The sequence below is a fragment of the Shimia aestuarii genome (assembly GCF_022814865.1).
Lineage (GTDB): Bacteria > Pseudomonadota > Alphaproteobacteria > Rhodobacterales > Rhodobacteraceae > Shimia > Shimia aestuarii_A.
This window is the reverse complement of sequence record NZ_JAKVRD010000021.1, coordinates 20,049-42,285: the sequence shown is the minus strand read 5'-3', so window position 1 is coordinate 42,285 and position 22,237 is coordinate 20,049. Positions and strand designations below refer to the sequence as shown.

General features: G+C 57.4%; 22 protein-coding genes. 12 read left to right on the top strand and 10 right to left on the bottom strand.

What is annotated here, in order from left to right; genetic code table 11:
- Positions 1–203: 203 nt before the first annotated feature.
- Entirely contained in the window at positions 204–434 is a 231-nt protein-coding gene (locus tag MK745_RS16500; RefSeq protein ID WP_347813657.1) for a hypothetical protein, read from the bottom strand.
- A gap of 601 nt (positions 435–1,035) precedes the next feature.
- Between MK745_RS16500 and MK745_RS16495 the strand changes: the two genes are divergently transcribed.
- Positions 1,036–1,839: a class I SAM-dependent methyltransferase gene (locus tag MK745_RS16495; RefSeq protein ID WP_243614334.1), complete on the top strand. Its 804-nt coding sequence runs from the start codon at positions 1,036–1,038 to the stop codon at positions 1,837–1,839.
- A 45-nt stretch (positions 1,840–1,884) separates the two neighbouring features.
- Entirely contained in the window at positions 1,885–2,226 is a 342-nt protein-coding gene (locus tag MK745_RS16490) for a TfoX/Sxy family protein (protein ID WP_243614333.1), read from the top strand.
- Here the strand turns inward: MK745_RS16490 and ndk are convergent.
- On the bottom strand, positions 2,223–2,645 hold the full coding sequence (gene ndk, locus MK745_RS16485) for a nucleoside-diphosphate kinase (RefSeq protein ID WP_243614332.1): 423 nt from the start codon (positions 2,643–2,645) through the stop codon (positions 2,223–2,225). The genes MK745_RS16490 and ndk overlap by 4 nt on opposite strands.
- Positions 2,646–2,777: 132 nt before the next feature.
- Here ndk and MK745_RS16480 point away from each other — a divergent pair, with 132 nt between their 5' ends.
- Genes MK745_RS16480 through MK745_RS16470 form a run of 3 tightly spaced genes read left to right on the top strand, consistent with a single transcriptional unit; the run spans position 2,778 to position 5,890 of the window.
- The gene (locus MK745_RS16480) at positions 2,778–4,628 is read left to right on the top strand and encodes an ABC-F family ATP-binding cassette domain-containing protein (RefSeq protein ID WP_243614331.1); all 1,851 of its coding nucleotides are present in this window, start codon (positions 2,778–2,780) and stop codon (positions 4,626–4,628) included.
- A gap of 16 nt (positions 4,629–4,644) precedes the next feature.
- Positions 4,645–5,256, top strand: a complete 612-nt coding sequence (locus MK745_RS16475) for a MarC family protein (RefSeq protein ID WP_243614330.1) — start codon at positions 4,645–4,647, stop codon at positions 5,254–5,256.
- A gap of 52 nt (positions 5,257–5,308) precedes the next feature.
- Entirely contained in the window at positions 5,309–5,890 is a 582-nt protein-coding gene (locus MK745_RS16470; protein WP_243614329.1) for a retropepsin-like aspartic protease family protein, read from the top strand.
- 16 nt (positions 5,891–5,906) lie between these two features.
- Here the strand turns inward: MK745_RS16470 and MK745_RS16465 are convergent, their stop codons facing one another.
- Both MK745_RS16465 and MK745_RS16460 read right to left on the bottom strand, forming a co-directional pair.
- Positions 5,907–6,368 carry a DNA polymerase III subunit chi gene (locus MK745_RS16465; protein WP_243614328.1) on the bottom strand — a complete coding sequence of 154 codons (462 nt, stop codon included), beginning with the start codon at positions 6,366–6,368 and terminating at the stop codon, positions 5,907–5,909.
- 2 nt (positions 6,369–6,370) lie between these two features.
- Entirely contained in the window at positions 6,371–7,840 is a 1,470-nt protein-coding gene (locus MK745_RS16460) for a leucyl aminopeptidase (protein ID WP_243614327.1), read from the bottom strand.
- Between the two features lie 125 nt (positions 7,841–7,965).
- Here MK745_RS16460 and lptF point away from each other — a divergent pair, with 125 nt between their 5' ends.
- From lptF to rsmA, 6 genes are read left to right on the top strand one after another with little or no spacing between them, the layout of a single operon-like run.
- Positions 7,966–9,084 (top strand): LPS export ABC transporter permease LptF, encoded by a 1,119-nt coding sequence (lptF, locus tag MK745_RS16455; protein ID WP_243614326.1) that lies wholly within the window; start codon positions 7,966–7,968, stop codon positions 9,082–9,084.
- Positions 9,081–10,178 (top strand): LPS export ABC transporter permease LptG, encoded by a 1,098-nt coding sequence (gene lptG / locus MK745_RS16450; protein WP_243614325.1) that lies wholly within the window; start codon positions 9,081–9,083, stop codon positions 10,176–10,178. Before lptF ends, lptG begins: the two co-directional genes overlap by 4 nt.
- Positions 10,175–12,352, top strand: coding sequence for an LPS-assembly protein LptD (locus MK745_RS16445; RefSeq protein WP_243614324.1), 2,178 nt, complete (start codon positions 10,175–10,177; stop codon positions 12,350–12,352). The genes lptG and MK745_RS16445 overlap by 4 nt, the downstream gene beginning before the upstream one ends.
- A gap of 18 nt (positions 12,353–12,370) precedes the next feature.
- Positions 12,371–13,615, top strand: coding sequence for a peptidylprolyl isomerase (locus tag MK745_RS16440; RefSeq protein WP_243614323.1), 1,245 nt, complete (start codon positions 12,371–12,373; stop codon positions 13,613–13,615).
- A complete protein-coding gene (gene pdxA / locus MK745_RS16435) occupies positions 13,612–14,589 on the top strand; it encodes a 4-hydroxythreonine-4-phosphate dehydrogenase PdxA (RefSeq protein WP_243614322.1) in 978 nt (325 codons plus the stop codon). Before MK745_RS16440 ends, pdxA begins: the two co-directional genes overlap by 4 nt.
- 3 nt (positions 14,590–14,592) lie before the next feature.
- Positions 14,593–15,435, top strand: coding sequence for a 16S rRNA (adenine(1518)-N(6)/adenine(1519)-N(6))-dimethyltransferase RsmA (rsmA, locus tag MK745_RS16430; RefSeq protein ID WP_243614321.1), 843 nt, complete (start codon positions 14,593–14,595; stop codon positions 15,433–15,435).
- A 58-nt stretch (positions 15,436–15,493) separates the two neighbouring features.
- Here the strand turns inward: rsmA and MK745_RS16425 are convergent, their stop codons facing one another.
- The 6 genes from MK745_RS16425 to MK745_RS16395 all read right to left on the bottom strand — a co-directional run bounded on the left by MK745_RS16425 (position 15,494) and on the right by MK745_RS16395 (position 21,253).
- Positions 15,494–16,054 carry a DUF4167 domain-containing protein gene (locus MK745_RS16425; RefSeq protein ID WP_243614320.1) on the bottom strand — a complete coding sequence of 187 codons (561 nt, stop codon included), beginning with the start codon at positions 16,052–16,054 and terminating at the stop codon, positions 15,494–15,496.
- A 218-nt stretch (positions 16,055–16,272) separates the two neighbouring features.
- Positions 16,273–17,115 carry a peptide chain release factor N(5)-glutamine methyltransferase gene (gene prmC / locus MK745_RS16420; protein ID WP_243614319.1) on the bottom strand — a complete coding sequence of 281 codons (843 nt, stop codon included), beginning with the start codon at positions 17,113–17,115 and terminating at the stop codon, positions 16,273–16,275.
- Positions 17,112–18,167: a peptide chain release factor 1 gene (gene prfA, locus MK745_RS16415; protein ID WP_243614318.1), complete on the bottom strand. Its 1,056-nt coding sequence runs from the start codon at positions 18,165–18,167 to the stop codon at positions 17,112–17,114. The genes prmC and prfA overlap by 4 nt, the downstream gene beginning before the upstream one ends.
- 298 nt (positions 18,168–18,465) lie before the next feature.
- Positions 18,466–18,636, bottom strand: coding sequence for a DUF1499 domain-containing protein (locus MK745_RS16405; RefSeq protein ID WP_243614316.1), 171 nt, complete (start codon positions 18,634–18,636; stop codon positions 18,466–18,468).
- A 376-nt stretch (positions 18,637–19,012) separates the two neighbouring features.
- Complete coding sequence (speB, locus tag MK745_RS16400; RefSeq protein WP_243614315.1) at positions 19,013–19,972, bottom strand: agmatinase; 960 nt, start codon at positions 19,970–19,972, stop codon at positions 19,013–19,015.
- Between the two features lie 114 nt (positions 19,973–20,086).
- Positions 20,087–21,253 (bottom strand): M20 aminoacylase family protein, encoded by a 1,167-nt coding sequence (locus MK745_RS16395; protein ID WP_243614314.1) that lies wholly within the window; start codon positions 21,251–21,253, stop codon positions 20,087–20,089.
- Positions 21,254–21,316: 63 nt separating this feature from the next.
- Between MK745_RS16395 and mazG the strand changes: the two genes are divergently transcribed.
- On the top strand, positions 21,317–22,159 hold the full coding sequence (mazG, locus tag MK745_RS16390) for a nucleoside triphosphate pyrophosphohydrolase (protein WP_243614313.1): 843 nt from the start codon (positions 21,317–21,319) through the stop codon (positions 22,157–22,159).
- Positions 22,160–22,237 lie beyond the last annotated feature (78 nt).

Sequence of the window (22,237 nt, the reverse complement as noted above, 5' to 3'; positions counted from 1 at the left end):
TCTCAGATACACCTGAGCTTTAGAGTCGGGATTGGCTTTGATGACTGCTATGATGGACGGGGCGCCGAGACGTTAGCAAGGGAACTCCTAAAAGAAGGCGATGCGCTTGATGAGCCAGCACATCTAGTGCTGGGAAGTGTGTGTGCCCTACAAGATAAGGTGATCGAGCGGCTTAAGTAGCAGCTTAATCATAGAGCTAAAAATTAGCGGTCGTTCCAGCCGCGATACCAATCGACGAAAGATTTGACGCCATCGCGTATATCAGTGCGCGGCAACGCGCCCACAAGCGCCTCGATCAACCGCGCATCGGCCCATGTCGCATGCACATCCCCTGGCTGCATCGGCATGAGGTTGCGTTCCGCCGTGCGCCCGGTTGCCGCCTCGATTGCCTCAATGAACGCGCCAAGAATCTCTTGGAGGTAGCAAATGTGCATTCCCCGCTGTTCTTTTTCCTCGACCGGCTAGGAAGACACTCCTAGAGTAATCTGGGAACATTTTGAGAACGGTTTCACCTCCGTCTCACAGATGTCTCACAAATCAGGAAATACGCCATCGCCAACCCAAAAGAAAATGACGTAAATTCAATAGCTTATGCAACCTGTGTGAAATTAGCTCCGATCCCTACCGCCGGAGCCATAAAAAGCCCTTAAGTCTTAATGACTTGAGGGCTTTTTTATTTCGAAACACGGCTTTTCATTGAACACTGATCTCTTCGTGTAAACTGGCCATTTTCGGCATGGTTTCGGCAAGGTGTTTCCACCATTCCGGCAAGAGAACGGCGCAAAGGTCTGCTCAACTGAAGTGAGAGGCAACCAATGGAGAGAGCAGTGCCCTACACCAAACCGCACCCGCAAGCCCCGCAGAACCAGCCCCCTTCTGGCCCGACCGGGACCAAACCAATTCCTGCACAGAAACCGATCTTTAGTGATTGGGCTATGATCTAATCGCTTCGCGCCGACCTGTGGGAGTTTTCAGGCTTTAGAAGTCACGCAACCTGTGCCAGAACGCAGAGAACCTGCTTTGGAGGACGGATGCATGGGGATTTTGAACCGGCTATTTTATAAGAACCGAAAATTCTACGACGACGATTTTGACTGGGACAATTACACAGCCGACTCATACGAACGCAGAGTCAAAGGCGACATCGAGACCAAGCACCATGCGAACGCAGGACAAGATGAGCTAAGCTATGACACGGTCACGGGAAAAGTGACGGTACGATCTGGATCGTTGCACGCAAATCATCTCCTGATCCTTGAAGCGATCGGTCAGCTTCAACCGGACTCCGTACATGAAGTCGGCTGTGGCGGAGGTGATCACGTCGCGCATGCCGACAAGCTCTATCCAAGTATCCGTGTCACCGGAAGCGACCGGGGCGCCAGTCAGTTGGATCTGGCCAAACGGCGTCACCCGGATTTGGAAGGCAAACTCGGTCTTCAAGACATTACCATGCCCTTTTCGTCGCAATGGCCCCAAGCCGAGTTGGTCTATAGCCAGGCGGTGTTGATGCATATCCACACCGCTGTCAGTCATCTGGTCGGGCTTTCCAACATGACGCGCATGGCATCGAAATACGTGCTCCTGATGGAGAACTATCAATGCCATAACTTCATCGGCGACATTCAGGCACTTTGGAATGGCGGGCATATCCCTTGGGAAAGCCTCAACATTCATCGTTTCAACGGAAGTACCGGTGCGCGCGCGATCCTGTTGTCGAAACAGAAACTCGACATGCCAGTTGTCACGAGCGACGAAGAGATCCGCGACGGCCTCGTGCCTTCACAACGGCGCCTCAAACGGTCTGACGAAGACAGCAGCCGCGGTATCTTTGGCTACTAATCGCACCTTGGTGCCAGAAGCGGGATCACTTATTATGCTCTGCCCATGACAGATCCCGTTTCAAGCATAAGGAACCTCGGCCCGGCTGTAGAAGACGCTTGCAAACGCGCGGGTATTCATTCGGCTGAGGATCTTCGGGAACTTGGTGCAGAAGAGGCCTACCGGCGCCTGATCCAAACCGGCACGCGGCCACATTTTATCGGCTTTTATGCGCTTGTCATGGGGCTTCAAGGTCGTCCTTGGAATGATTGCCAAGGGAAAGAAAAAGATGCGTTGCGCGCAGTTTTCGATCGCCTGAAGGCTGAGGAAAAAGAAAAAGGCCGCTCCGAAATCGAAGCGGCCCTGAACGAGATCGGGGTTATCCCCCGAAATCAAACCAAAGCTTAACCGACCAGTTCGAGGCCCGAGAAGAAGTAGGCAATCTCGACAGCTGCGGTTTCCGGCGCATCAGAGCCGTGAACCGAGTTTTCGCCAACAGATTCTGCGAACTCGGCACGGATGGTCCCTGCCGCGGCGTCTGCCGGGTTGGTTGCCCCCATCACTTCACGGTTCTTTGCGATAGCGCCTTCACCTTCGAGAACCTGAACGACAACCGGCTCGGACGCCATGAACTCGCACAGTTCGTCATAGAACGGACGTTCGGCGTGTACGGCATAGAAGACGCCGGCCTGTTCCTTGGTGAGATGAATGCGCTTTTGGGCGACGATGCGAAGGCCTGCATCCTCGAACTTGGCATTGATCTTGCCGGTAAGGTTGCGCTTGGTGGCATCGGGTTTGATGATCGACAGCGTGCGTTCGGTAGCCATGAGTGTTGCTCCTTTTGACGGTGCGGGCGACATGCCCGACCCCATGTTCGAATTGGCGCTCCGATAGCATGCTGCACCCGACTTGAAAAGCAGTGATTGACGCGCCTGCGCCGATGGGCGAAACCGCCATTCATGCTGCGAATAGACTCCATAACCTACGCCGTTGCGGGCCGAACGCTCCTCTCCGAGGCCTCTGCAACCATACCCACTGGGCACAAGGTTGGTGTGGTCGGTCGAAACGGAACAGGCAAGACGACGCTGTTTCGCCTGATACGGGGGGAGTTGGCGCTTGAAGGTGGCTCCATCAGTCTGCCGTCTCGCGCACGGATCGGGGGCGTAGCACAGGAAGTGCCCTCCTCCGAGACATCGCTGCTCGACACCGTTCTGGCGGCAGACACCGAACGCAGCGCCCTGATGGCAGAGGCCGAGACAGCCGAGGATCCCCATCGCATCGCAGACATTCAGACGCGTCTCGCGGATATTGATGCCTGGAGCGCCGAAGCGCGCGCGTCCTCAATTCTCAAGGGGTTGGGCTTTGATATCGAGCAACAGGCAGAGCCTTGTTCTGCGTTCTCGGGTGGCTGGCGGATGCGTGTTGCTCTTGCCGCGGTTCTGTTTTCCCAACCAGACCTGCTCTTGCTCGACGAGCCGACAAACTACCTCGATCTGGAAGGTGCGCTCTGGCTCGAAAGCTATCTCGCGAAATATCCTCATACGGTCTTGATCATTAGTCATGACCGGGGGCTACTCAATCGCGCGGTCGGTGCCATCTTGCATCTCGAGGATCAGAAGTTGACGCTCTATCAAGGTCCTTACGATCAGTTCGCGCTCCAACGCGCAGAACGGCTTGCACAAGCCGAGGCGCAAGCCAAAAAGCAAGAGGCGCGGCGCGCGCATCTGCAGTCCTACGTGGACCGGTTCCGCTATAAAGCCGATAAGGCCAAGCAGGCACAATCTCGTCTGAAAGCACTCGAAAAGATGCAGCCGATTTCCTCGCCGCAGGAGGCCGCACTGCGCCGTTTCGCGTTTCCATCGCCAGAAGAACTCTCACCGCCGATCATACGCATCGAATCGGGATCCACGGGCTATGGTGAGACCGCGGTCCTAAACCGTCTAGATCTGCGCATCGACCAGGATGACCGGATCGCGCTTCTCGGGAAGAACGGTCAGGGCAAGTCGACTCTTTCCAAGTTGCTTTCGGATCGTTTGCCGCTCATGGACGGCAAAATGACCCGCTCGACGAAACTCCGGATTGGATATTTCGCGCAGCATCAGGTCGATGAACTCTATGTTGATGAGACACCTCTGGACCATCTTCGTCGAGAACGACCTTCTCACACACCGGGGCAGCTTCGCGGAATCCTTGCTGGGTTTGGCCTTGGTGCAGATCAGGCAGAAACCGAAGTTTCGCGTCTGTCCGGCGGGCAGAAAGCACGCCTTTCTCTCCTGCTTGCGACGCTCGACTCGCCGCACCTTCTCATTCTCGACGAACCCACGAACCACCTCGACATCGAGAGCCGCGAAGCCCTCGTCGATGCCTTGACCGACTACACCGGTGCAGTGATCCTCGTGAGCCACGACATGCACCTTCTCTCCATGACGGCCGACCGCCTTTGGCTTGTCTCAGATGGAACTGTGCGTCCTTATTCTGGCGATCTTGAGGCCTACCGTTCAGACCTGCTTTCAACAGAGAAACCTGCCTCGAAAGAAAAACCCAAGGCCCCCGTTCCTAAACGTGCCTCTCGCGATACCGTGCTCGCGCTACGCGCAGATGTGCGCAAATGCGAAGACAGAGTCGAGAAGCTTACGGAGATGCGCGAAAAGCTCGACGAAAAACTCGCCGATCCAGCCCTCTACGAGGGCAACAAAGCGGCTGAGATCGCCAAATGGCAGCGTAAACACACTGAAGTCATCGAGGGACTTGAGAAAGCAGAGACGCTCTGGATGGCGGCCTTGGAAAAGCTTGAAACAGCAGAAGCCTGACGGTTAGGCTCCTGAGATGGATAGCGCCGCACTCATTACCTCATTCGTGACACTCTTCGTGATCATCGATCCAATCGGACTTGCGCCGCTCTTCGTCGCGATGACCCATGACATGGATCGCCCGCAAATGCGCTCGATCGCGTTTAGGGCCTGTGCCATCGCCTTTGGCATCCTTGCGCTATTTGCATTCTTCGGAGAGGCCGTCCTTGGATTTGTCGGTATCTCCATGCCTGCTTTTCGGATAGCTGGAGGCATCCTTCTGTTTCTGACTGCGCTTGATATGTTGTTCGAACGCCGCACCAAGCGCCGTGAAGATCAGGCTGATGAACGCCCGGATCCTTCGGTCTTCCCGCTTGCCATACCCCTAATTGCCGGCCCAGGGTCTATCGCCACGGTGATCCTGCTTGCAGGTCAACATCCGGGCGTCGACGCAACCTTTCTCGTTCTAGGTGTCGCGCTGGCGGTTCTCTTCGTGGTGCTCGGTCTGTTTCTGACGAGCGGCCTTCTTGCGAAAGCACTTGGAAAGACCGGCGTGACAGTGGCAACGCGGCTACTTGGCATGTTGTTGGCTGCGCTGGCCGTGCAATTCGTACTTGAAGGGCTGCGCGATTTTGGATTTGTCGCATAACCCCTTTGGAATGCGTTTTCCTTTGCCTATATGACTGTCTGAGGATGGTGACATGAGCAGCTGGCAAACCGGACAACTTACTTATCTTGTTATACTCGGCGCAGCCGTGTTGTTCTGGTTCGTGACCAATCACCGACAGAGCTTTCGCAAGACCATCCAGCAAGCCATGGCTTGGGGACTGATCTTTATCGGAGCCATCGCGGCCTATGGCATGTGGGGCGATATCCGTTCGACGATCATCCCTCAGGCCACCGTTTTTTCGGAAGAAGGCCGCGTCGTGATCCCAAAGAGCCCAGATGGGCACTTTCGCCTAGAACTCGCCATCAACGGTGCAGCGGTGACCTTCATTGTTGATACCGGGGCGAGCAATATAGTGCTGAGCCAGGAAGACGCATCAAAGGCTGGGTTCGAGCCGGAGTCCCTACCCTATTTCGGACGCGCTCTGACGGCCAATGGCGAAGTCAAGACTGCGCCCGTTGTGCTTGAAGAAGTACGCCTCGGAAACCTCGTCGACAAACGCGTCCCGGCACAGGTCAATGGTGGCGAGCTCGATCAGTCGCTTCTCGGCATGAGCTATCTCAGCCATTGGCGAGAAATCACAATCAGCAACGGGACATTGATCTTGCAACGCTAAGGTACTGACGGCACCGCTAGGTTTCGGCTTTTTTCTCCCAGCGTCCGCTTTCCTCCGACCAATACTGTGCCGCGCAGCCCGCCCCGGTTAACGATTTCCATTGATCACGCGCGTGCTGGACAGCCGCGTCATCATGCCCATCAAACAGGATACACGCCCGTTCGCAGCCATTGATCTCGTCTGGGGACAAGTCCGCCCCGTCGATGCTCATCAAACAAGACGCCGCATTGCTGTTCTCAGGATTGGTGCAAAGGAGCACTGGCTGATCCGCGTCGTACGGACTGCCAGCCTTCCCATGCGCAAGAAAGCTCTCATCGCCGCCTGATAGCCAGAGTTTCTGATCGAGCCAATCGAGCCGTTGGTCGTCGTTACCTCGCACAAGAACACGCCACCCTTGCTCGCGAGCCTTCCCAATCAGGCTGACAAGGGTCACATCCGCAGGATTGCGGGTCAGGTGATAGAAATAGACCGCGCCCAACTTTACTCCGTCTCGTATCTATCTGCGATCAGCCGATTGAGTGCCAAGACGCCCCAACCGGTTGCCCCTTTGGGCGCATATGCCGTATCGCTTTTCACACTCGCGACTCCTGCGATATCAAGGTGAATCCAAGGCATGTCGTCCTTGATAAACCGGTGCAGAAACTCTGCCGCGGTAATCGAGCCCGCAGGCCGTCCACCGACGTTTTTCAGATCGGCAATACGCGATTTGAGTTGATCGGCGTAGCCTTTCCCAAGCGGAAGGCGCCACGCGCCTTCGCCCTCTCCTTCTGCGGCGTTGAGAAAGGCATTGCAGAATTTAGTATCGTTCGAGAATACGCCCGCGTTCTCATGTCCAAGACCGATGATGACCGCACCGGTCAAGGTCGCAAGATCGACGATCCCGGCAGGATTAAAACGCTCTTGCGCGTAGTGGAGAACGTCGCAAAGAACGAGGCGTCCTTCTGCATCGGTATTAATAACCTCGATCGTATCGCCTTTCATCGATGTTACGACATCCCCGGGGCGCGTCGCGCTCCCTGACGGCATGTTCTCGACTAGGCCGACGAGGCCGACCACATTCGCTTTTGCTTTGCGTAGCGCGATGGCACGCATCACACCAGACACGACGCCAGCACCGCCCATGTCCATTGTCATGTCTTCCATGCCCGCCGCAGGCTTGAGAGAAATGCCACCTGTGTCAAAGACAACACCTTTGCCAACAAGAGCGAGAGGCTGCGAGTCTTTCGCACCGCCATTCCATGTCATCACGACGACTTTAGAAGGACTTACCGATCCTTCGCCTACTGAAAGCAATGCGCCCATTCCAAGCGCCTGAAGCGCGTCTTCTTCCAACACCTCGACCTCAAGCCCGAGTGTTTCCATATCTTTCAGACGTTTCGCAAACTCGGTTGTCGTCAAGACATTCGCGGGTTCATTGACCAGATCTCGGGTAAAGAAGACGCCTTCGGCAACTGCAAGTGCCGGTTCGGCAGCAGCGGCAACCTCTGCGGGTTTACTCACCATCACTTGCACCGCACCGCCGGTTCGGCCCGCGTCGCTCTTGTGGTCTTCAAACGCGTAGTCCCGCAAGGCAACGCCTAATGCGATTTCAGAGGCTTTCCGATGCCCGCCTGCACAGAGCAGAACATCTGATGTTCCACGCACCCGCCCAAGAGAAACACCTGCTTTGCGCGCCTCGAGCGCGGAAGCACGACGCGAAAGGAACACCACGTCGAGCGCTTCTGCCGACATCCCGACCGGGAAAGAAATCACATGCGCATCTGCCACTTTGGCCGCCGCTCCCTTCGCTTCGATCAGGCGCGCCAGAGCCCCTTTTGTAAGCCGGTTGATCCGACGCGCCGCGACATCCATACGGCCTTCAGGATCGACGATGATCGCGACGCGCCCTTGCGCGTCGGCGATCGTGGAGGTGTCAACTTCAATGAACGTAATGGGAACCGGTTTCGACAAGGTGCTACTCCTTCATTCTGACCGAGTCCTACCTTGGGCTCGGGCGGTTGACCAGATAGCAGTTTTCCCGGCTCACCAAATCCTCTAGTGTCCGCGTGGAATTTAAGAAGGTAAGGAGATCAGGCGTGAGCAGATTCGACAGATACATGCTGTCGCAGCTTCTCGTTCTGTTTGGCTTCTTTGCGTTGGTTCTTGTGCTCGTCTACTGGGTCAATCGCGCTGTGGTGTTGTTCGATCAGCTGATCGTGAACGGCCAATCTGCGGGCGTTTTCCTTGAGTTCACCTTTCTGAGCCTGCCGAATGTCATCCGACTTGTTTTGCCGATGTCAGTCTTTGCGGCAGCGGTCTACGTCACCAACCGGCTGAGTAGTGAGAGCGAACTCACAGTGATGCAAGCCACAGGCTTTAGCCCTTGGCGACTCGCCCGTCCGGTCTTTGTGTTTGGTGTGCTTGTTGCTCTGATGATGAGCATGTTGATGCATGTGCTCGTGCCTCGCAGTACTGCGCAACTCAATTTCCGCCAGAACCAGATCACAGAGAACGTAACCGCGAGGTTGTTGAGTGAAGGCACGTTCTTGCATCCGACCGAGGGCATTACCTTCTACATTCGCGATATTACTCCGGACGGCGTCCTACGCGATGTCTTCCTCTCGGATCGCCGAAAGCCCGGCGAAGTCTCGACCTATACCGCTGCCGAAGCCTATCTTCTGAATTCGGAGACCGGGGCAAAGCTGGTCATGGTGGATGGATTGTCGCAGATTCATGTTGAGGCTGACGACCGCCTATTTACCACGAACTTCTCTGACTTCACTTATGACATCAGTCGGTTGATTGTAGACAAGACCAAGCGAAAACGCGCTCTTGAGCATATCGGGACGGCCGAGCTTCTTCTACATAGCGAAGCTGTCTCCGAAGAATTGAACACGTCGCGCGGTTGGATCCTTGAAGAAGCGCACGGACGCTTCAATCGTCCGTTGATGGTTCTTTCTGCCGCAATCGTCGGCTTCGCGACCCTGCTTCTCGGCGGATTTAGCCGGTTTGGCGTTTGGCGGCAGATCATTGTGGCGTTTGTCTTGCTGATTTCTCTGGAGATCATCCGAAGCGCCACGCTTGATCCCGTTCGATCGGACGGACAGCTCTGGCCCCTGATTTACTTGCCGTCACTCCTCGGCTTTGCTTTGAGTTTCGGTCTCCTGTGGTTTTCCGCGCATCCGCTGCGGCTACGAGCGGGGGCCACAGCATGACGATCCACTATTATTTCGCACGCAAGTTCCTTTGGACGGTCGCAGGTATCGGCGCCATTTTCTTTGCCCTATTGGCGCTTGTTGACCTGATGGAGCAACTCCGGCGTTTCAACGTCGATGAGATTGGTTTTGGTGCGATTTTGAGGCTCACGCTTCTCAAGTCACCCGAAGGCCTCTATCAAATCCTTCCGCTGATCGTCATTCTTGCTGCGATCGCACTTTTCATCGCCCTCGCCCGATCGAGTGAACTGGTTGTGGTCCGTGCAAGCGGACGCTCGGCGATGATCACGTTGCTCTCTCCTATCATCGTCGCGCTTCTCTTGGGACTTGTGTCTGTCTCAACATTCAACCCAATCGTAGCCGCGACAACGGACCGGTATCATCAACTTGCTGAGCGATACCGTTCTGGCGAAGCCGCTGCCCTCTCGATTTCAAGCGAGGGCCTCTGGATGCGCCAAGGCGGCGCCAACGGCCAAGCGGTGATACATGCCACTTCGACAAATCCAGACGCAAGCGTGTTCTTTGACGTTTCAATCGTTACCTACGATCCAAGCGGTCGGGTCTCGACACGAATCGAGGCCGAGAACGCACGCCTCTCCGATGGCGCATGGCGCCTAGAGAATGCCAGTGCCTGGCCGTTGACGCCTGGGCTCAACCCAGAAACTGGCAAGCGCACGCATGATGTCCTGATGCTTGACAGCACGCTAACGCTCGACCGGATTCGGGACAGTTTCGGAACACCATCCGTGATTTCCGTCTGGGATTTGCCGGAGTTCATTCAAGACCTTGAAGACGCTGGGTTTTCTGCCCGACGGCATGCGGTTTGGTTGCAGATGGAACTGGCGCAGCCACTCTTCTTGGCCGCCATGGTTCTTGTCGCGGCGGCCTTCACAATGCGACATGCGCGCTTCGGGCGCACCGGATTGGCGGTTCTGATTGCTGTCATGACAGGGTTTGCCTTGTATTACGTGCGTAATTTCGCGCAAATACTCGGGGAAAATGGACAAATCCCGGTCGCATTGGCCGCGTGGGCGCCGCCTGTCGCAAGTGTCTTATTGGCACTGGGACTTTTGTTGCATATGGAGGACGGATGAAGGCTGCCCTTCGAACACTTTCGCTGGCCGCATTGGTTGGCATCACGGCTCCGGCATCGGCTCAGACGGGCGATACCGGGGGCAATATGGTCTTGGTTGCCGATACCGTCTACGTGACCGGCGCGGATCGCCTTGTTGCGCAGGGCCGAGTCGAAGCTCTTCAAGGCGATGTGCGGATACGTGCCTCCAAAATCGAATATGACGGCGCCCGCAACAAGGTCACAGTGACCGGCCCGATCTACATCGAGCAAGGCGAGATCGTCCGCGTTCTTGCTGATTACGCCGAGCTCGACACTGGGTTTCAGAACGCCCTTTTGAAGAGTGCCCGTGTCGTTCTCGACCAACAACTTCAGATGGCGACGACACAGATGAGCCGCGTTGAAGGCCGCTACAACGTCCTTCACAAAGCCAAAGTGAGTTCATGCCGGGTCTGCGAAGACGGCGAAGCTCCCCTTTGGCAGATTCGAGCGCAGCGCATTGTGCACGACCAAGAAGAGCGCCAAATCTATTTTGACAACGCGCAGTTCCGCGTTCTTGATGTTCCAATCTTCTATTTCCCGCAGCTGCGTCTGCCTGATCCGACGCTGAAACGCGCGAGCGGATTTCTGATCCCAGAGTTCCACCAGAACAGCAAACTCGGGTTCGGCATCAAAGTGCCGTACTTCCTAACTCTCGGGCCACACCGCGATCTGACTTTGACGCCCTATCTCGGGAAGAACACCAAGACGCTCGAGTATCGCTACCGCCAAGCGTTTCGAAACGGTGGTATCGAAGTCAACGGGGCGTTCTCAGATGACTCGATCCATCCGAACCAACCGCGCTACTTCCTGTTTGCGGACGGGTATTTCACCTTGCCCAATGACTACCGCCTAAGTTTCGATGTCAAATATGCGTCGGATGATGCTTATCTGCTCGACTACGACTACTCGGACTACGACCGTCTGAATAGCAACGTTACGGTCGAACGCACTCGCCGTGACGAGTACACGCGCTATGCTGTCCTCCACGTACAGTCGCTGCGCGCAAGCGAAGACAACAATACCATTCCGACGATTATGGCCGTCGCAGAAACCGAACGGCGGTTCTTTCCCGAAGCGCTTGGCGGGGAAGCCCGGCTAAATCTCGAGTTACGAAGCCATCAACGACAATCCACCCTCCCGATAGACGGGCCGGATACCGATCCGATTTCAGGACCGATTGTTGATGGTCGCGATGTTCAGCGCGCCACGGCAAGCCTGTGGTGGAGACGCAACTGGACCCACTCGAGCGGCCTGCGCACAGGGATGACGGGTGAGCTTGTCTTCGATGGCATCAAGACATCGCAAGATACAGCCCTCGAGGGGACGGAATCCCAACTGACACCCAGCTTTGCCGCCCATATGCGTTACCCTATGGCACGTGTTTCGGCGAACGGTGTCACGCAAGTTCTCGAACCTGTGGCCCAAATCGGCTGGAGCGGTGGCGATCCGCTGATTGCGACCGTGGCCAATGATGAAAGCACGCGGGTAGAATTCGATGAAGGCAACCTGCTTTCTCTGTCGCGTTTCCCGGCCGGGGATCGGCGCGAACGCGGAGCCACCGCAGCAGTCGGCGTGAACTGGTCGCGATTTGATCCAGAAGGGTGGCAAGCGCATTTCTCGCTTGGTCAGGTCTACCATAGGACCGCGCATCCCGACTTTACGCAAAGCTCCGGTCTCTCAGGCACACGCTCCAATCTGCTCGTCGCGGGCCAACTGACGACGCAAGATGGCCTTTCGCTGATGGCGCGCGGGCTGTTTGACTGGTCGGGCGGGTTGAGCAAAGCCTCAGCGCGCCTCGGATGGTCCAACCGCAAGCTCTGGCTTGATGCCAGTGTGATTTGGCTCGAAACTGACGTTGCCGAAAACCGCGCATCCCGCCTTTCGGAGTGGGTCTTGGATAGCCGCTACCGCCTTCACCGAAACTGGACGGCCCTCGCTGACTGGCGTTATGATGTCGCCTCAAGCCAATCCGCCGCAGCGGGGATCGGCCTCGAATATCGCAACGAATGCGTCAAGATCGGCCTTTCCATCTCGCGCAACTTCACAACATCCGCTACCGTGCGACCGAGCACCGATATCGGACTGACTGTTGCCCTCCTTGGCTTCAGCGCCCGATCGGCAGATAAAAGCTATAACCGCACGTGCCGTAACTAACGCAGGACCAGAATTCTCATGAAAGCGCCCCGCGCCCTCTCCCGCCTGTCCGCCCTCATGTCCACGCTGGCCCTGTGTATCGGCCTCTCAACACCGGCCTATGCGCAAAGTGCCTTCTCGCCAGCTGTCTTTGTCGGTGAGAAAGTCGTTACCTATTTCGAGATTGAACAGCGCACGCTGCTTCTGGCCCTTATGAAGTTCCCCGGCGATCCTCGTAAAGAAGCGCGCAAACAACTCGTCGATGAACGCCTTCAACTCATGGCTGCTGAACGTATGGGGATCGCTCCAAGCGAAGGCGGCATGGACGCGGCGCTGAAATCATTTGCCGAACGTCTCAACATGGAGCCGGCGCAATTGATCGAAGCGCTTGCGAACGAGGGCGTCGAAGAAGAAACTCTCCGCGCATTTCTTTATGCGCGCATCTCGTGGCAAGGCGTGGTGCAGACCCGGTTCGGGAGCAGCGTCGCCGTCACAGAAGATGAAATCAACCGAGCGATTGCCTCAAACACCGGCGCTGGCGGTGTGAACGTTCTGCTTTCGGAGATCGTGATTCCCGTGACTCCGCAGACCGCCGAACAGGTCCAGTCTCTCGCGCTTCAACTTAGCCAAATCAACAACCAAGGTGACTTCGAAGAAGCCGCGAAAACCTATTCACAAGCGGCAACCCGCGAAGATGGGGGCCGCCTGAACTGGATCTCGATCACCAAACTGCCGCCTCAACTGCGCCCTGTTCTCATGGCGCTTGGTCCAGGCGATGTGACGGACCCGATCCCGCTTCCGAATGCAATGGCTGTGTTCATGATGCGTGGCAAGCGTGAGACTAGCATGCCCGCGCCAAATTACTCTGCGATCGAATACGCCGCCTATATGATCCCCGGTGGCTATAGCGAAGACGCGCTTAAGACTGCGGCCGAGATGAAAGACCGCGTGGATACCTGCGATGACCTTTATGGGGAGGCCTATGGCAAACCCGAAAACGTGCTTGTCCGTGAAGCCCTCGCGCCTGGAAAACTTCCCCGCGACTATGCCCTCGAGCTTGCCAAGCTTGACGAAGGCGAAGTCTCGACGGCACTGACCCGCCCGACGAGTGATGGTGGACAAGCTCTCGTCTTCCTGATGATGTGTGGTCGCACGGCAGAACTCAAAGAGGAAACCGTCTCTCGCGAAGATGTCGCGCAATCGCTTCGGGGTCAGCGCCTGATGTCTTTCGCGGATGGCTACCTCGAGCAGCTTCGGGCCGAGACGACGATCGTACAGAAATGACCGCCGCCCCGATCGCCCTAAGTTGCGGCGAACCGGCAGGGATCGGTCCGGAGCTCGCCGAGAAAGCGTGGGACGTCCTGCGTGACGACGTGCCGTTCTTCTTGATTGGCGACCCGCGCCACCTCCCCGGCACCGTGGCGCACCGACTGATTTCCGAACCTTCCAAAGCACGGAAGGTGTCCGCAAAGGCGCTTCCGGTTTTACCGCTCGCCTTCGAAGGGGATGCGGTGCCTGGCGAACCGGATCCTCTGAACGCGTCAGGTGTCATTGATGCGATCGCATGCGCGGTTGATCTTGCAAAGGAAGGGCTTGCATCCGCCATATGCACGGCGCCAATCCACAAGAAGGCGCTTAAGGACGGGGCGGCATTCGCCTTTCCCGGTCATACAGAATTCCTCGCGCACCTTGCGGGCGTTGATCGGGTTGTGATGATGCTTGCCTCTGACCAACTCAGGGTGGTCCCGACGACGATCCATATTCCCTTGTCGGATGTACCGCACGCCCTTACGGCCTCCCTCCTCGAAGAAACGCTGCGGATCACAGCCACGGGTTTGACAGACCAATTTGGGATCGACGCACCCCTTATTGCGGTCTCGGGCCTGAACCCGCATGCTGGTGAAGGTGGCGCAATGGGCACAGAAGAGATTGAATTGATCGCGCCAGTTGTGGAACGCCTCAAGACAGAAGGTATGAACCTGACCGGCCCTCTCCCGGCCGACACCATGTTTCACGCCGCTGCGCGTGCGCGCTATGACGCCGCGGTGTGCATGTATCACGATCAGGCCCTCGTGCCGATTAAGACCCTCGACTTTGACAAGGGCGTCAATGTTACGCTCGGGCTCCCCTTTATTCGCACCTCTCCCGATCATGGCACCGCCTTCGACATCGCCGGAATGGGAAAGGCCAATCCATCGAGCCTCATCGAAGCGTTGCGTATGGCACAGCGTATGGCGCAATCGCGAGCAGGAGCCTGATCTATGAGCGCGATCGACACCCTGCCCCCATTGCGCCAAGTGATTGCCGATCACGGCCTCTCCGCGCGTAAATCGCTAGGCCAGAACTTCCTTCTCGACCTGAACCTGACAGCCAAGATCGCCCGACAAGCTGGTGACCTGAGCGAATGTGATGTGCTTGAGATCGGACCCGGACCAGGGGGGCTGACGCGCGGGCTTCTTTCTGAAGGTGCGCGCAAAGTCCTTGCCATCGAGAAAGACACACGCTGTATTCCAGCGCTCGAAGAGATCGCGGCAGCCTACCCTGGTCGTCTCGAGGTCTTGAATGGAGACGCGCTCGAGATCGACCCACTTGCCCATCTAAGAGCGCCGGTGCGCGTCGCGGCGAACCTTCCGTATAATGTAGGGACGGAGCTTCTCGTGCGTTGGCTGACACCACCCGAATGGCCACCCTTCTGGCAAAGCCTCACCCTGATGTTCCAGCGTGAAGTGGCAGACCGGATCGTGGCGCAGCCGGGTTCAAAAGCCTACGGACGTCTCGCGATCCTGTCGCAATGGCGCGCAGATGCGAAAATCGTTCTGTCTCTGCCGCCCGGTGCCTTCACGCCACCGCCAAAAGTCAGTAGTGCGGTCGTCCATCTCAACGCCCTACCCGCTCCCCGCTACCCGGCGAACGCGGCAACATTGAGCCGCGTTGTCGCCGCTGCCTTCAACCAAAGACGGAAGATGCTGCGCGCCGCGCTGAAGGGGACGGCTCCGGACATCGAAGACAGGCTCATTGCAGCGGGAATCAAACCTACAGAACGCGCGGAACAGGTCTCAATCGAGGCTTTCTGCGCACTCGCACGCGAAGTCGACAAATCATAGATGACAAAAAGCCCGGACAGATCGTCCGGGCTTTCTCTCTGGCGGCGAAATGACCGGCTTACTCAGCCGCTTTCGTATCGCCGTCATTATCAGCGCTCTGCGTCGCTTCCGAAGCCTTTTTCTTGGAAGAACTTCTTGGCTTACGCGCAGGTTTCGGTTTCTCCGCAACCTTAGTCTCGGGGGTCTCGACAAGACCGCCATCTGCGGACACGTCAATCACTTCAGGTTGCGGTGTCTCGCCGGGATCTTGCGCCTTTTGGCCGCCGTTGTTGGACTCGCGTTCTTGGCGGTCCATCCGTTCTTGGCGCTCGCGGTCACGCTCTGCCTGACGCTCACGATTCTGACGCTCCTGTTCCTCGCGGCGCGCGTCCATTTCGCGCTGTGCTTCGGAAAGAAGACGTAAGTAATGTTCCGCGTGCTGCTGAAAGTTCTCGGTCGCAACACGGTCATTGGCCAACTGCGCGTCCCGGGCAAGCTGGTTGTACTTGTCGATAATCTGCTGCGGGGTGCCTCGCACCTTGCCCTCAGGGCCTGAGCTGTCAAACACGCGGTTGACGATATTGCCCGAAGGACGGTTGCGGTTATTCTTGTTCCGCGAACGGGATTTGGAAGATCTCATGTGTTTTGCTATCCAGCCTTGAGTCTATGACGGTCGATCAGCCCGTTTCGCGCCTCTTGCGCTCAGTGGTTCCGGACGACGACTTTCTGGCTTGGTGTTCGCAGGGACAGGAGCAAAGTCCGTCGCCTTGTGAACACCCCCTGAGTAATGGCATGACCCTGTATACACAAGGGCTTTCTTACGAGTTTACTGGCAAACAGTGGGCTTTTTGCCGCAGTTTATGCCCCTTCGGCGACAATCACCCGATCCCGCCCATCCATATCGGGCAAGCAGGAAACAGTCCTGAAACCGGCCTTTTGGAAAATCTCGGTGACGGCGTCGCCCTGCTGCCAACCGATCTCAACCAAAACCCGCCCATCAGGACGCAGATAGGACCACGCCGAAGACGCGATCTTACGATAGGGATCCATCCCGTCGCCGCCGGGTGACAGCGCAATATGAGGATCGTGCTCAAGAACCTCGCGCGACAGTTCCGCCATCTCGTCCTCGGAAATATATGGCGGGTTCGATAGGATTAGATCGCAAGGCGCAAGACTCTCCGGAAACCAACAATCTTGCGACGACAGTTGAACAAACCGAAGACGATCAAGCACCCCGTGCCGTGACGCGTTCTCTTGTGCAACGGCGATGGCCTCTGGGCTGACATCGGTTGCGACCGCGTGGGTTTCGGGCCATTCCGCAAGAAGGGTCACGGCGATGATCCCGCTACCAGTTCCAAGATCTACGAACCGCTCAACCGGCCCCGTCTCAAGCGCCGCTGCGATCAAGGTTTCTGTTTCCGGGCGCGGATCAAGCGTATCGCGCGTGATCGTAAAGGACCGGCCCCAGAACAACCGCTCGCCAATGATTTTCGCGACAGGTTCTCCTTTGACCCGACGTGCGATCATCTCGTCAAAAAGGTTTGGGTCTGACAGCACCATATCGCCCTCGAGAAAAATACGATCCGGCGCAATATGAGATGCCGCCGCAAGGAGCGCGCGAGCGTCCCTCGGGGCGCCTGCAATTCCTGCCTCCAAGAGCCGCCGAACACCCTCGGCCAGCGCGTCCCGAAGTGTCGTCACCCTTCCATCTCCGCAAGCATCCGCGCTTGATCATCTGCTGTGAGGGCGTCGATTACTTCGTCCAGATCGCCCCCCATGACCGCATCCAGCTTGTAGAGCGTCAGATTGATCCTGTGGTCCGTCATTCGTCCCTGCGGAAAATTATATGTCCGGATACGTTCCGAACGGTCCCCGGAACCGACCTGGCTCTTGCGGTCGGCAGACCGTTCACTGTCGATCCGCTGGCGTTCTACATCGTAGAGACGTGTTTTTAGAACTTGCATCGCGATCTCTCGATTGCGGTGCTGGGACTTCTCAGAAGAGGTCACGACAATCCCTGTCGGCAGGTGGGTGATCCGCACAGCGGAATCCGTCGTGTTGACGTGCTGCCCGCCCGCACCGGAAGAACGCATCGTATCAATACGAAGGTCGTTTGGGTCGATTTGGATATCGACATCCTCCGCCTCGGGCAGAACCGCAACCGTCGCTGCGGAGGTATGAATACGCCCGCCGCTTTCGGTCTCAGGTACCCGCTGGACCCGGTGTACGCCGGACTCATACTTCAACCGTGCAAAGACGTTCTCGCCCTTTATGTGGCCAACGACCTCCTTGATCCCGCCAAGCTCTGTCTGTTGCTCTTCGATTATTTCGAACTTCCAACCACGGGCTTCGGCATAGCGTTGGTACATCCGAAGCAAATCCCCCGCAAAGAGCGCAGCTTCATCCCCTCCCGTGCCAGGTCGGATTTCGATCATCGCGGGCCGAACATCTGCCGCATCCCGAGGCAGAAGTGCGAGCTGAAGCGCATGCTCGGCTTCGGGTAGCTTTGAACGTAACTCTGGAAGCTCCTCCTCGGCCAGTTCCCGCATGTCCGGATCCTCGAGCATAAGCTCAGCCTCCTCTAGGTCAGACTGAAGGCGTTGGTACGCGGCAATCTGCTCGACCACGGGCTTGAGGTCGGAATATTCTTTGGCCAACGCGGCGATATCCTCGCCCGCTGCCCCTTCTGCCATCTTTGCCTCGAGATACTCGAAGCGCTGGCTGATCTGTTGAAGACGTTCTATCGGAACCATGAGGTTAAGTGGGCCAATCCCGCAACTTGGTCAAGAGGCGCATTTCGTGTAACATGGCAAGATGAGATCGCTCGTTTTCATATGCTCTCTTCTCGCCGCACCGGCCTTCGCCGATTACAACATGAACGGCAAGACCGTCGAGTGCTATTGCACCGATACGGGCGGTGCGCGGATCGAACTCGGCGAAACCATCTGCCTTCAGGTCGACGGCCGCATGTTCACGGCGCAATGCCAAATGTCGCTCAATGTCCCGATGTGGCGAGAAATATCCCCCGGATGCCTATCCTCGCGCCTTCGGTCAATAGGCGGTCAGAGCGTCGATCCATCGCTCAACACGTACGGCATTGACGCCGAAATCCCGGCGACCAAATCTTGATCTCGCATGGATCAATAGCTCTTCACCGGCCTGCAACACCGTCGTGTAATCTGGAAATCCAATCATACGTGACCGCGTGATATAGGTGATCATTCCCTGCTCCACAGTACCGGCAAGGCGCTTGGTCCGCGGATCTGAGTCGACGATCCGGTCAAACCGCCGCAAACCAGATCCACCGGTTATCACACAACGAAACACGCCATTGTTAAAATCCCGGTCTTCACGCATCTCCGGAGCAACATGCCACCGCTCCACCGCGGATGGGGCGAGGCGGATGTGGGCTAGGAGGATGAGGGGGAGGAGGCAGACTCCGATCCAGAGCATCTGGGCACCACGTGACAATAAATTCGATCAAAATAACCGGGTCGGGCACTCGTTAACACACAGACTGATACGATCGACCCGTACAGATAAACTTAACCGTGGATTTTGCGGTTGAGAAGACAGGAACAGGGCAAATTGATGTTAATTAGCGTCTACCCGCCGCCCAGAGGCTCAGCAACTCGGTCGCGACATGGGCGCCGGCGATGGCCGTAGCGCCTGTGGTGTCGAAGGGCGGGGACACCTCGACGATATCACCGCCCACCATGTTGATCCCAGCCAGATCGCGCAGCATCATCGCCACCTGCCCAGAGGTCAGGCCGCCCCAGACGGGCGTCCCGGTTCCAGGCGCGAAGGCCGGGTCCAGAGCATCAATATCGAAGGTGAGGTAGGTCGCAGAATCGCCCAGTATCTCTTTGATCTTGTTCACAGTTTCCACCGGGCCTCGCTCATGCACCTCGCGGGCGTCGATGATGTTGACGCCGAGTGTGTCTTCGTTGGTGGTGCGGATGCCGACCTGCACAGAGCGGGCGGGATCGACTAGGCCGAGCTTCACGGCCTTGTAGAACATCGTGCCATGGTCAATGCGCTCCATGTCGTCATCGGCCCAGGTATCCGTGTGGGCATCGAACTGTAGAAGCGACAGCGGTCCGTATTTCTCGGCGTAAGCCTTGAGGATCGGGAAGGTAATGTAGTGATCCCCGCCAAGCGTCACGCTTGCCGCACCGGCATCAAGAATGCCGCGAATATGCGCGGTGAGCGTATCGGGAAAGTCAGACACCTTGGCATAGTCAAAGGCCACATCGCCGTAATCGACAATAGAGCAGTCCTCTAACACGTTGAAATTCCAACCATAAGGCGCATCCGGGCTTTGCAGCGCGGACGCTTCACGGATGGCGCGGGGTCCAAGGCGGGTGCCGGGGCGATTGGTCACGGCTTGATCGAAGGGCACGCCGGTGACAGCGATATCCACCCCCGTCAGATCCTTGGTATAGCGGCGACGCAGGAAGGATGTCGCACCGCCAAAAGTGTTCTCAAAACTGCATCCGCGCAGATCCGAACGGGTAAACGCCTCGTCAACTTTGGTTTTCGCGTCTTCGAGTGCCATGATCTGATCCCCCTATTTGATCAAATTTTTGACCTGCCTCACGCCCAAGTCAAGCGGCAAAAACCAACGTCGGTATTACGTCGGTATTGCGTCTGTATCGCGGTGGTGCGCGTTTTACCCCTCGAGCGGCAAGGCCCGTTCAACAAGGCGGGCAAAGAACGACGCGCCGATGGGTGAGACCTCATCGTTGAAATCGTATTTCGGGTGATGCAGGCCGGCACTTTCGCCCTGACCGATGAAGAGATAGGCGCCCGGACGCTTCTCGAGCATGTAAGAGAAATCCTCGGCACCCATTTCCATCGGGCGGTTGGCCTCGACGGCTTCGGTCCCGGAAATCTCGGCGGCCACAGCGGCGGCGAAGCCCACCTTGCCGGCGTCATTGATCGTCGCCGGATAGTGCATCTCGTAGCGCAGAGTCGCCTCGACTCCAAAGGACGCCCCCTGCCCGGCAACGATCTCTTGCATACGGCGGCGGATCATCTCCTGCACCTTGGGATCGAAGGTCCTAACGGTGCCGTTCAGATAGGCGGTATCGGGAATCACGTTATCGGTCGATCCTGTGTGAATCTGGGTCAGGGAGACCACGGCCTCTTGGCGCGTGTCATGATTGCGGCTCAGGATCGTCTGCAATGCCTGCGCGATTGCGACGGCAGCGGCCACGGGGTCGATACAATCCTGCGGAAAGGCCGCGTGACCACCTTTGCCGCGAATGTCGATGTGAAATTCGTCCACGGCGGCCATGATCGGCCCCGGGGTCGTCTCGAAATGACCGACCGGCAGATCGGGCAGGTTATGGAGCGCATAGACCTCGTCGATGGCAAAGCGTTCCATGATCCCCTCCTCGACCATCACGCCCGCACCACCGCCGCCTTCTTCGGCGGGTTGAAAGATCAGCGCGACACGGCCCGCGAAATTGCGCGTCTCGCAGAGGTACTTCGCAGCCCCCAAAAGCATGGTCGTATGTCCATCGTGGCCACAGGCATGCATCGCACCTTCGTTGGTCGAGGCATAGTCGAGACCAGTGGTTTCGGGCATTGGGAGCGCATCCATATCAGCGCGCAGACCGATGGTGCCGCCCTGCCCTTTGCCTTCAATGATGGCAACAAGGCCGGAGGTTGCGATTCCATCGTGGATCGCGTCGACACCAAACTCCCGCAGGCGATCCATGACAAAGGCGGCTGTCTGATGACAGTCAAACTCGATCTCGGGATTCGCGTGCAAGTGCCGCCGCCACCCCTGCATTTCCTCGGCATTGGCTGCGATACTGTTAATCACGGGCATGGGGTGGACTCCGGTTGGGGGATCAATTGATATGCACTCAACATCGGATCGGAGAAACGTGCAATGGCCGAAGACCCCCTCATCCTCAACCCGAACGGCGGAATGCCGCGCCTCCTTGAGATCATGCGGCGCTTGCGCGATCCGGAAACGGGATGCCCGTGGGATATCGAGCAGGATTTTGCCACCATCGCCCCCTACACGATCGAAGAAGCCTATGAGGTGGCCGATGCAATCGAGCGTGAGGCCTGGGACGAGTTGAAGGGGGAGCTTGGGGATCTCCTGTTCCAATCGGTGTTTCATGCACAGATGGCGACAGAGCGCGGGCTGTTCACCTTTGACGAGGTGGCCGACACGATGTCGGACAAGATGGTGGCGCGTCACCCGCATGTCTTTGGCGACGAGGACCGGGAGAAATCCGCAGAGCAGCAGACCCGCGATTGGGAGACCGTCAAGGCGGCAGAGCGTGCCGCGAAAGCGCAGCATGGGACGCTGGATGGCGTTGCGGTTGGTTTGCCCGCGCTATTGCGGGCCTTAAAGCTTCAGAAACGCGCGGCGCGAGTCGGGTTCGACTGGCCCGATGCGGGGCATGTGATCGACAAGATCGCGGAAGAAGCCGGCGAGCTTGTCGAGGCACGCGACAGCCTGAGCCAGGCGGAAATCGAAGAAGAGATGGGCGACCTTCTGTTCGTGATGGCCAACCTCGCCCGGCATTTGGGGGTCGAACCGGAAGGCGCGTTGCGCGCCGCCAATGCGAAATTCACCCGCCGGTTTGAGGGGATCGAGGCGCGACTTGCGGAGATGGGCAAGCGGCCCGAGGACAGCACTCTTGAGGAGATGGACGCGCTTTGGAACGCGGTGAAGGCCGAGGAGAAGCGCGCCAAGGCAGATATCGAAATACCTGAATAAAACATTCAGTTATTGATCCTGACAAAAATACTCTGTATCGAGGCGCGGAATGAAACTCGCGAGCGAATTGAGGAGTCC

Excerpts from the sequence above, each read along its gene's own strand:
- rsmA (WP_243614321.1), top strand. The coding sequence starts at position 14,593 with ATGAGCGCGATCGACACCCTGCCCCCATTGCGCCAAGTGATTGCCGAT.
- MK745_RS16395 (WP_243614314.1), bottom strand. The coding sequence starts at position 21,253 with ATGCCCGTGATTAACAGTATCGCAGCCAATGCCGAGGAAATGCAGGGG.
- MK745_RS16495 (WP_243614334.1), top strand. The coding sequence starts at position 1,036 with ATGGGGATTTTGAACCGGCTATTTTATAAGAACCGAAAATTCTACGAC.
- MK745_RS16500 (WP_347813657.1), bottom strand. The coding sequence starts at position 434 with ATGCACATTTGCTACCTCCAAGAGATTCTTGGCGCGTTCATTGAGGCA.
- prfA (WP_243614318.1), bottom strand. The coding sequence starts at position 18,167 with ATGGTTCCGATAGAACGTCTTCAACAGATCAGCCAGCGCTTCGAGTAT.
- pdxA (WP_243614322.1), top strand. The coding sequence starts at position 13,612 with ATGACCGCCGCCCCGATCGCCCTAAGTTGCGGCGAACCGGCAGGGATC.
- MK745_RS16405 (WP_243614316.1), bottom strand. The coding sequence starts at position 18,636 with ATGATCACCTATATCACGCGGTCACGTATGATTGGATTTCCAGATTAC.
- MK745_RS16470 (WP_243614329.1), top strand. The coding sequence starts at position 5,309 with ATGAGCAGCTGGCAAACCGGACAACTTACTTATCTTGTTATACTCGGC.
- MK745_RS16425 (WP_243614320.1), bottom strand. The coding sequence starts at position 16,054 with ATGAGATCTTCCAAATCCCGTTCGCGGAACAAGAATAACCGCAACCGT.
- MK745_RS16490 (WP_243614333.1), top strand. The coding sequence starts at position 1,885 with ATGACAGATCCCGTTTCAAGCATAAGGAACCTCGGCCCGGCTGTAGAA.
- lptG (WP_243614325.1), top strand. The coding sequence starts at position 9,081 with ATGACGATCCACTATTATTTCGCACGCAAGTTCCTTTGGACGGTCGCA.
- MK745_RS16440 (WP_243614323.1), top strand. The coding sequence starts at position 12,371 with ATGAAAGCGCCCCGCGCCCTCTCCCGCCTGTCCGCCCTCATGTCCACG.
- MK745_RS16475 (WP_243614330.1), top strand. The coding sequence starts at position 4,645 with ATGGATAGCGCCGCACTCATTACCTCATTCGTGACACTCTTCGTGATC.
- speB (WP_243614315.1), bottom strand. The coding sequence starts at position 19,972 with ATGGCACTCGAAGACGCGAAAACCAAAGTTGACGAGGCGTTTACCCGT.
- mazG (WP_243614313.1), top strand. The coding sequence starts at position 21,317 with ATGGCCGAAGACCCCCTCATCCTCAACCCGAACGGCGGAATGCCGCGC.
- MK745_RS16445 (WP_243614324.1), top strand. The coding sequence starts at position 10,175 with ATGAAGGCTGCCCTTCGAACACTTTCGCTGGCCGCATTGGTTGGCATC.
- MK745_RS16480 (WP_243614331.1), top strand. The coding sequence starts at position 2,778 with ATGCTGCGAATAGACTCCATAACCTACGCCGTTGCGGGCCGAACGCTC.
- ndk (WP_243614332.1), bottom strand. The coding sequence starts at position 2,645 with ATGGCTACCGAACGCACGCTGTCGATCATCAAACCCGATGCCACCAAG.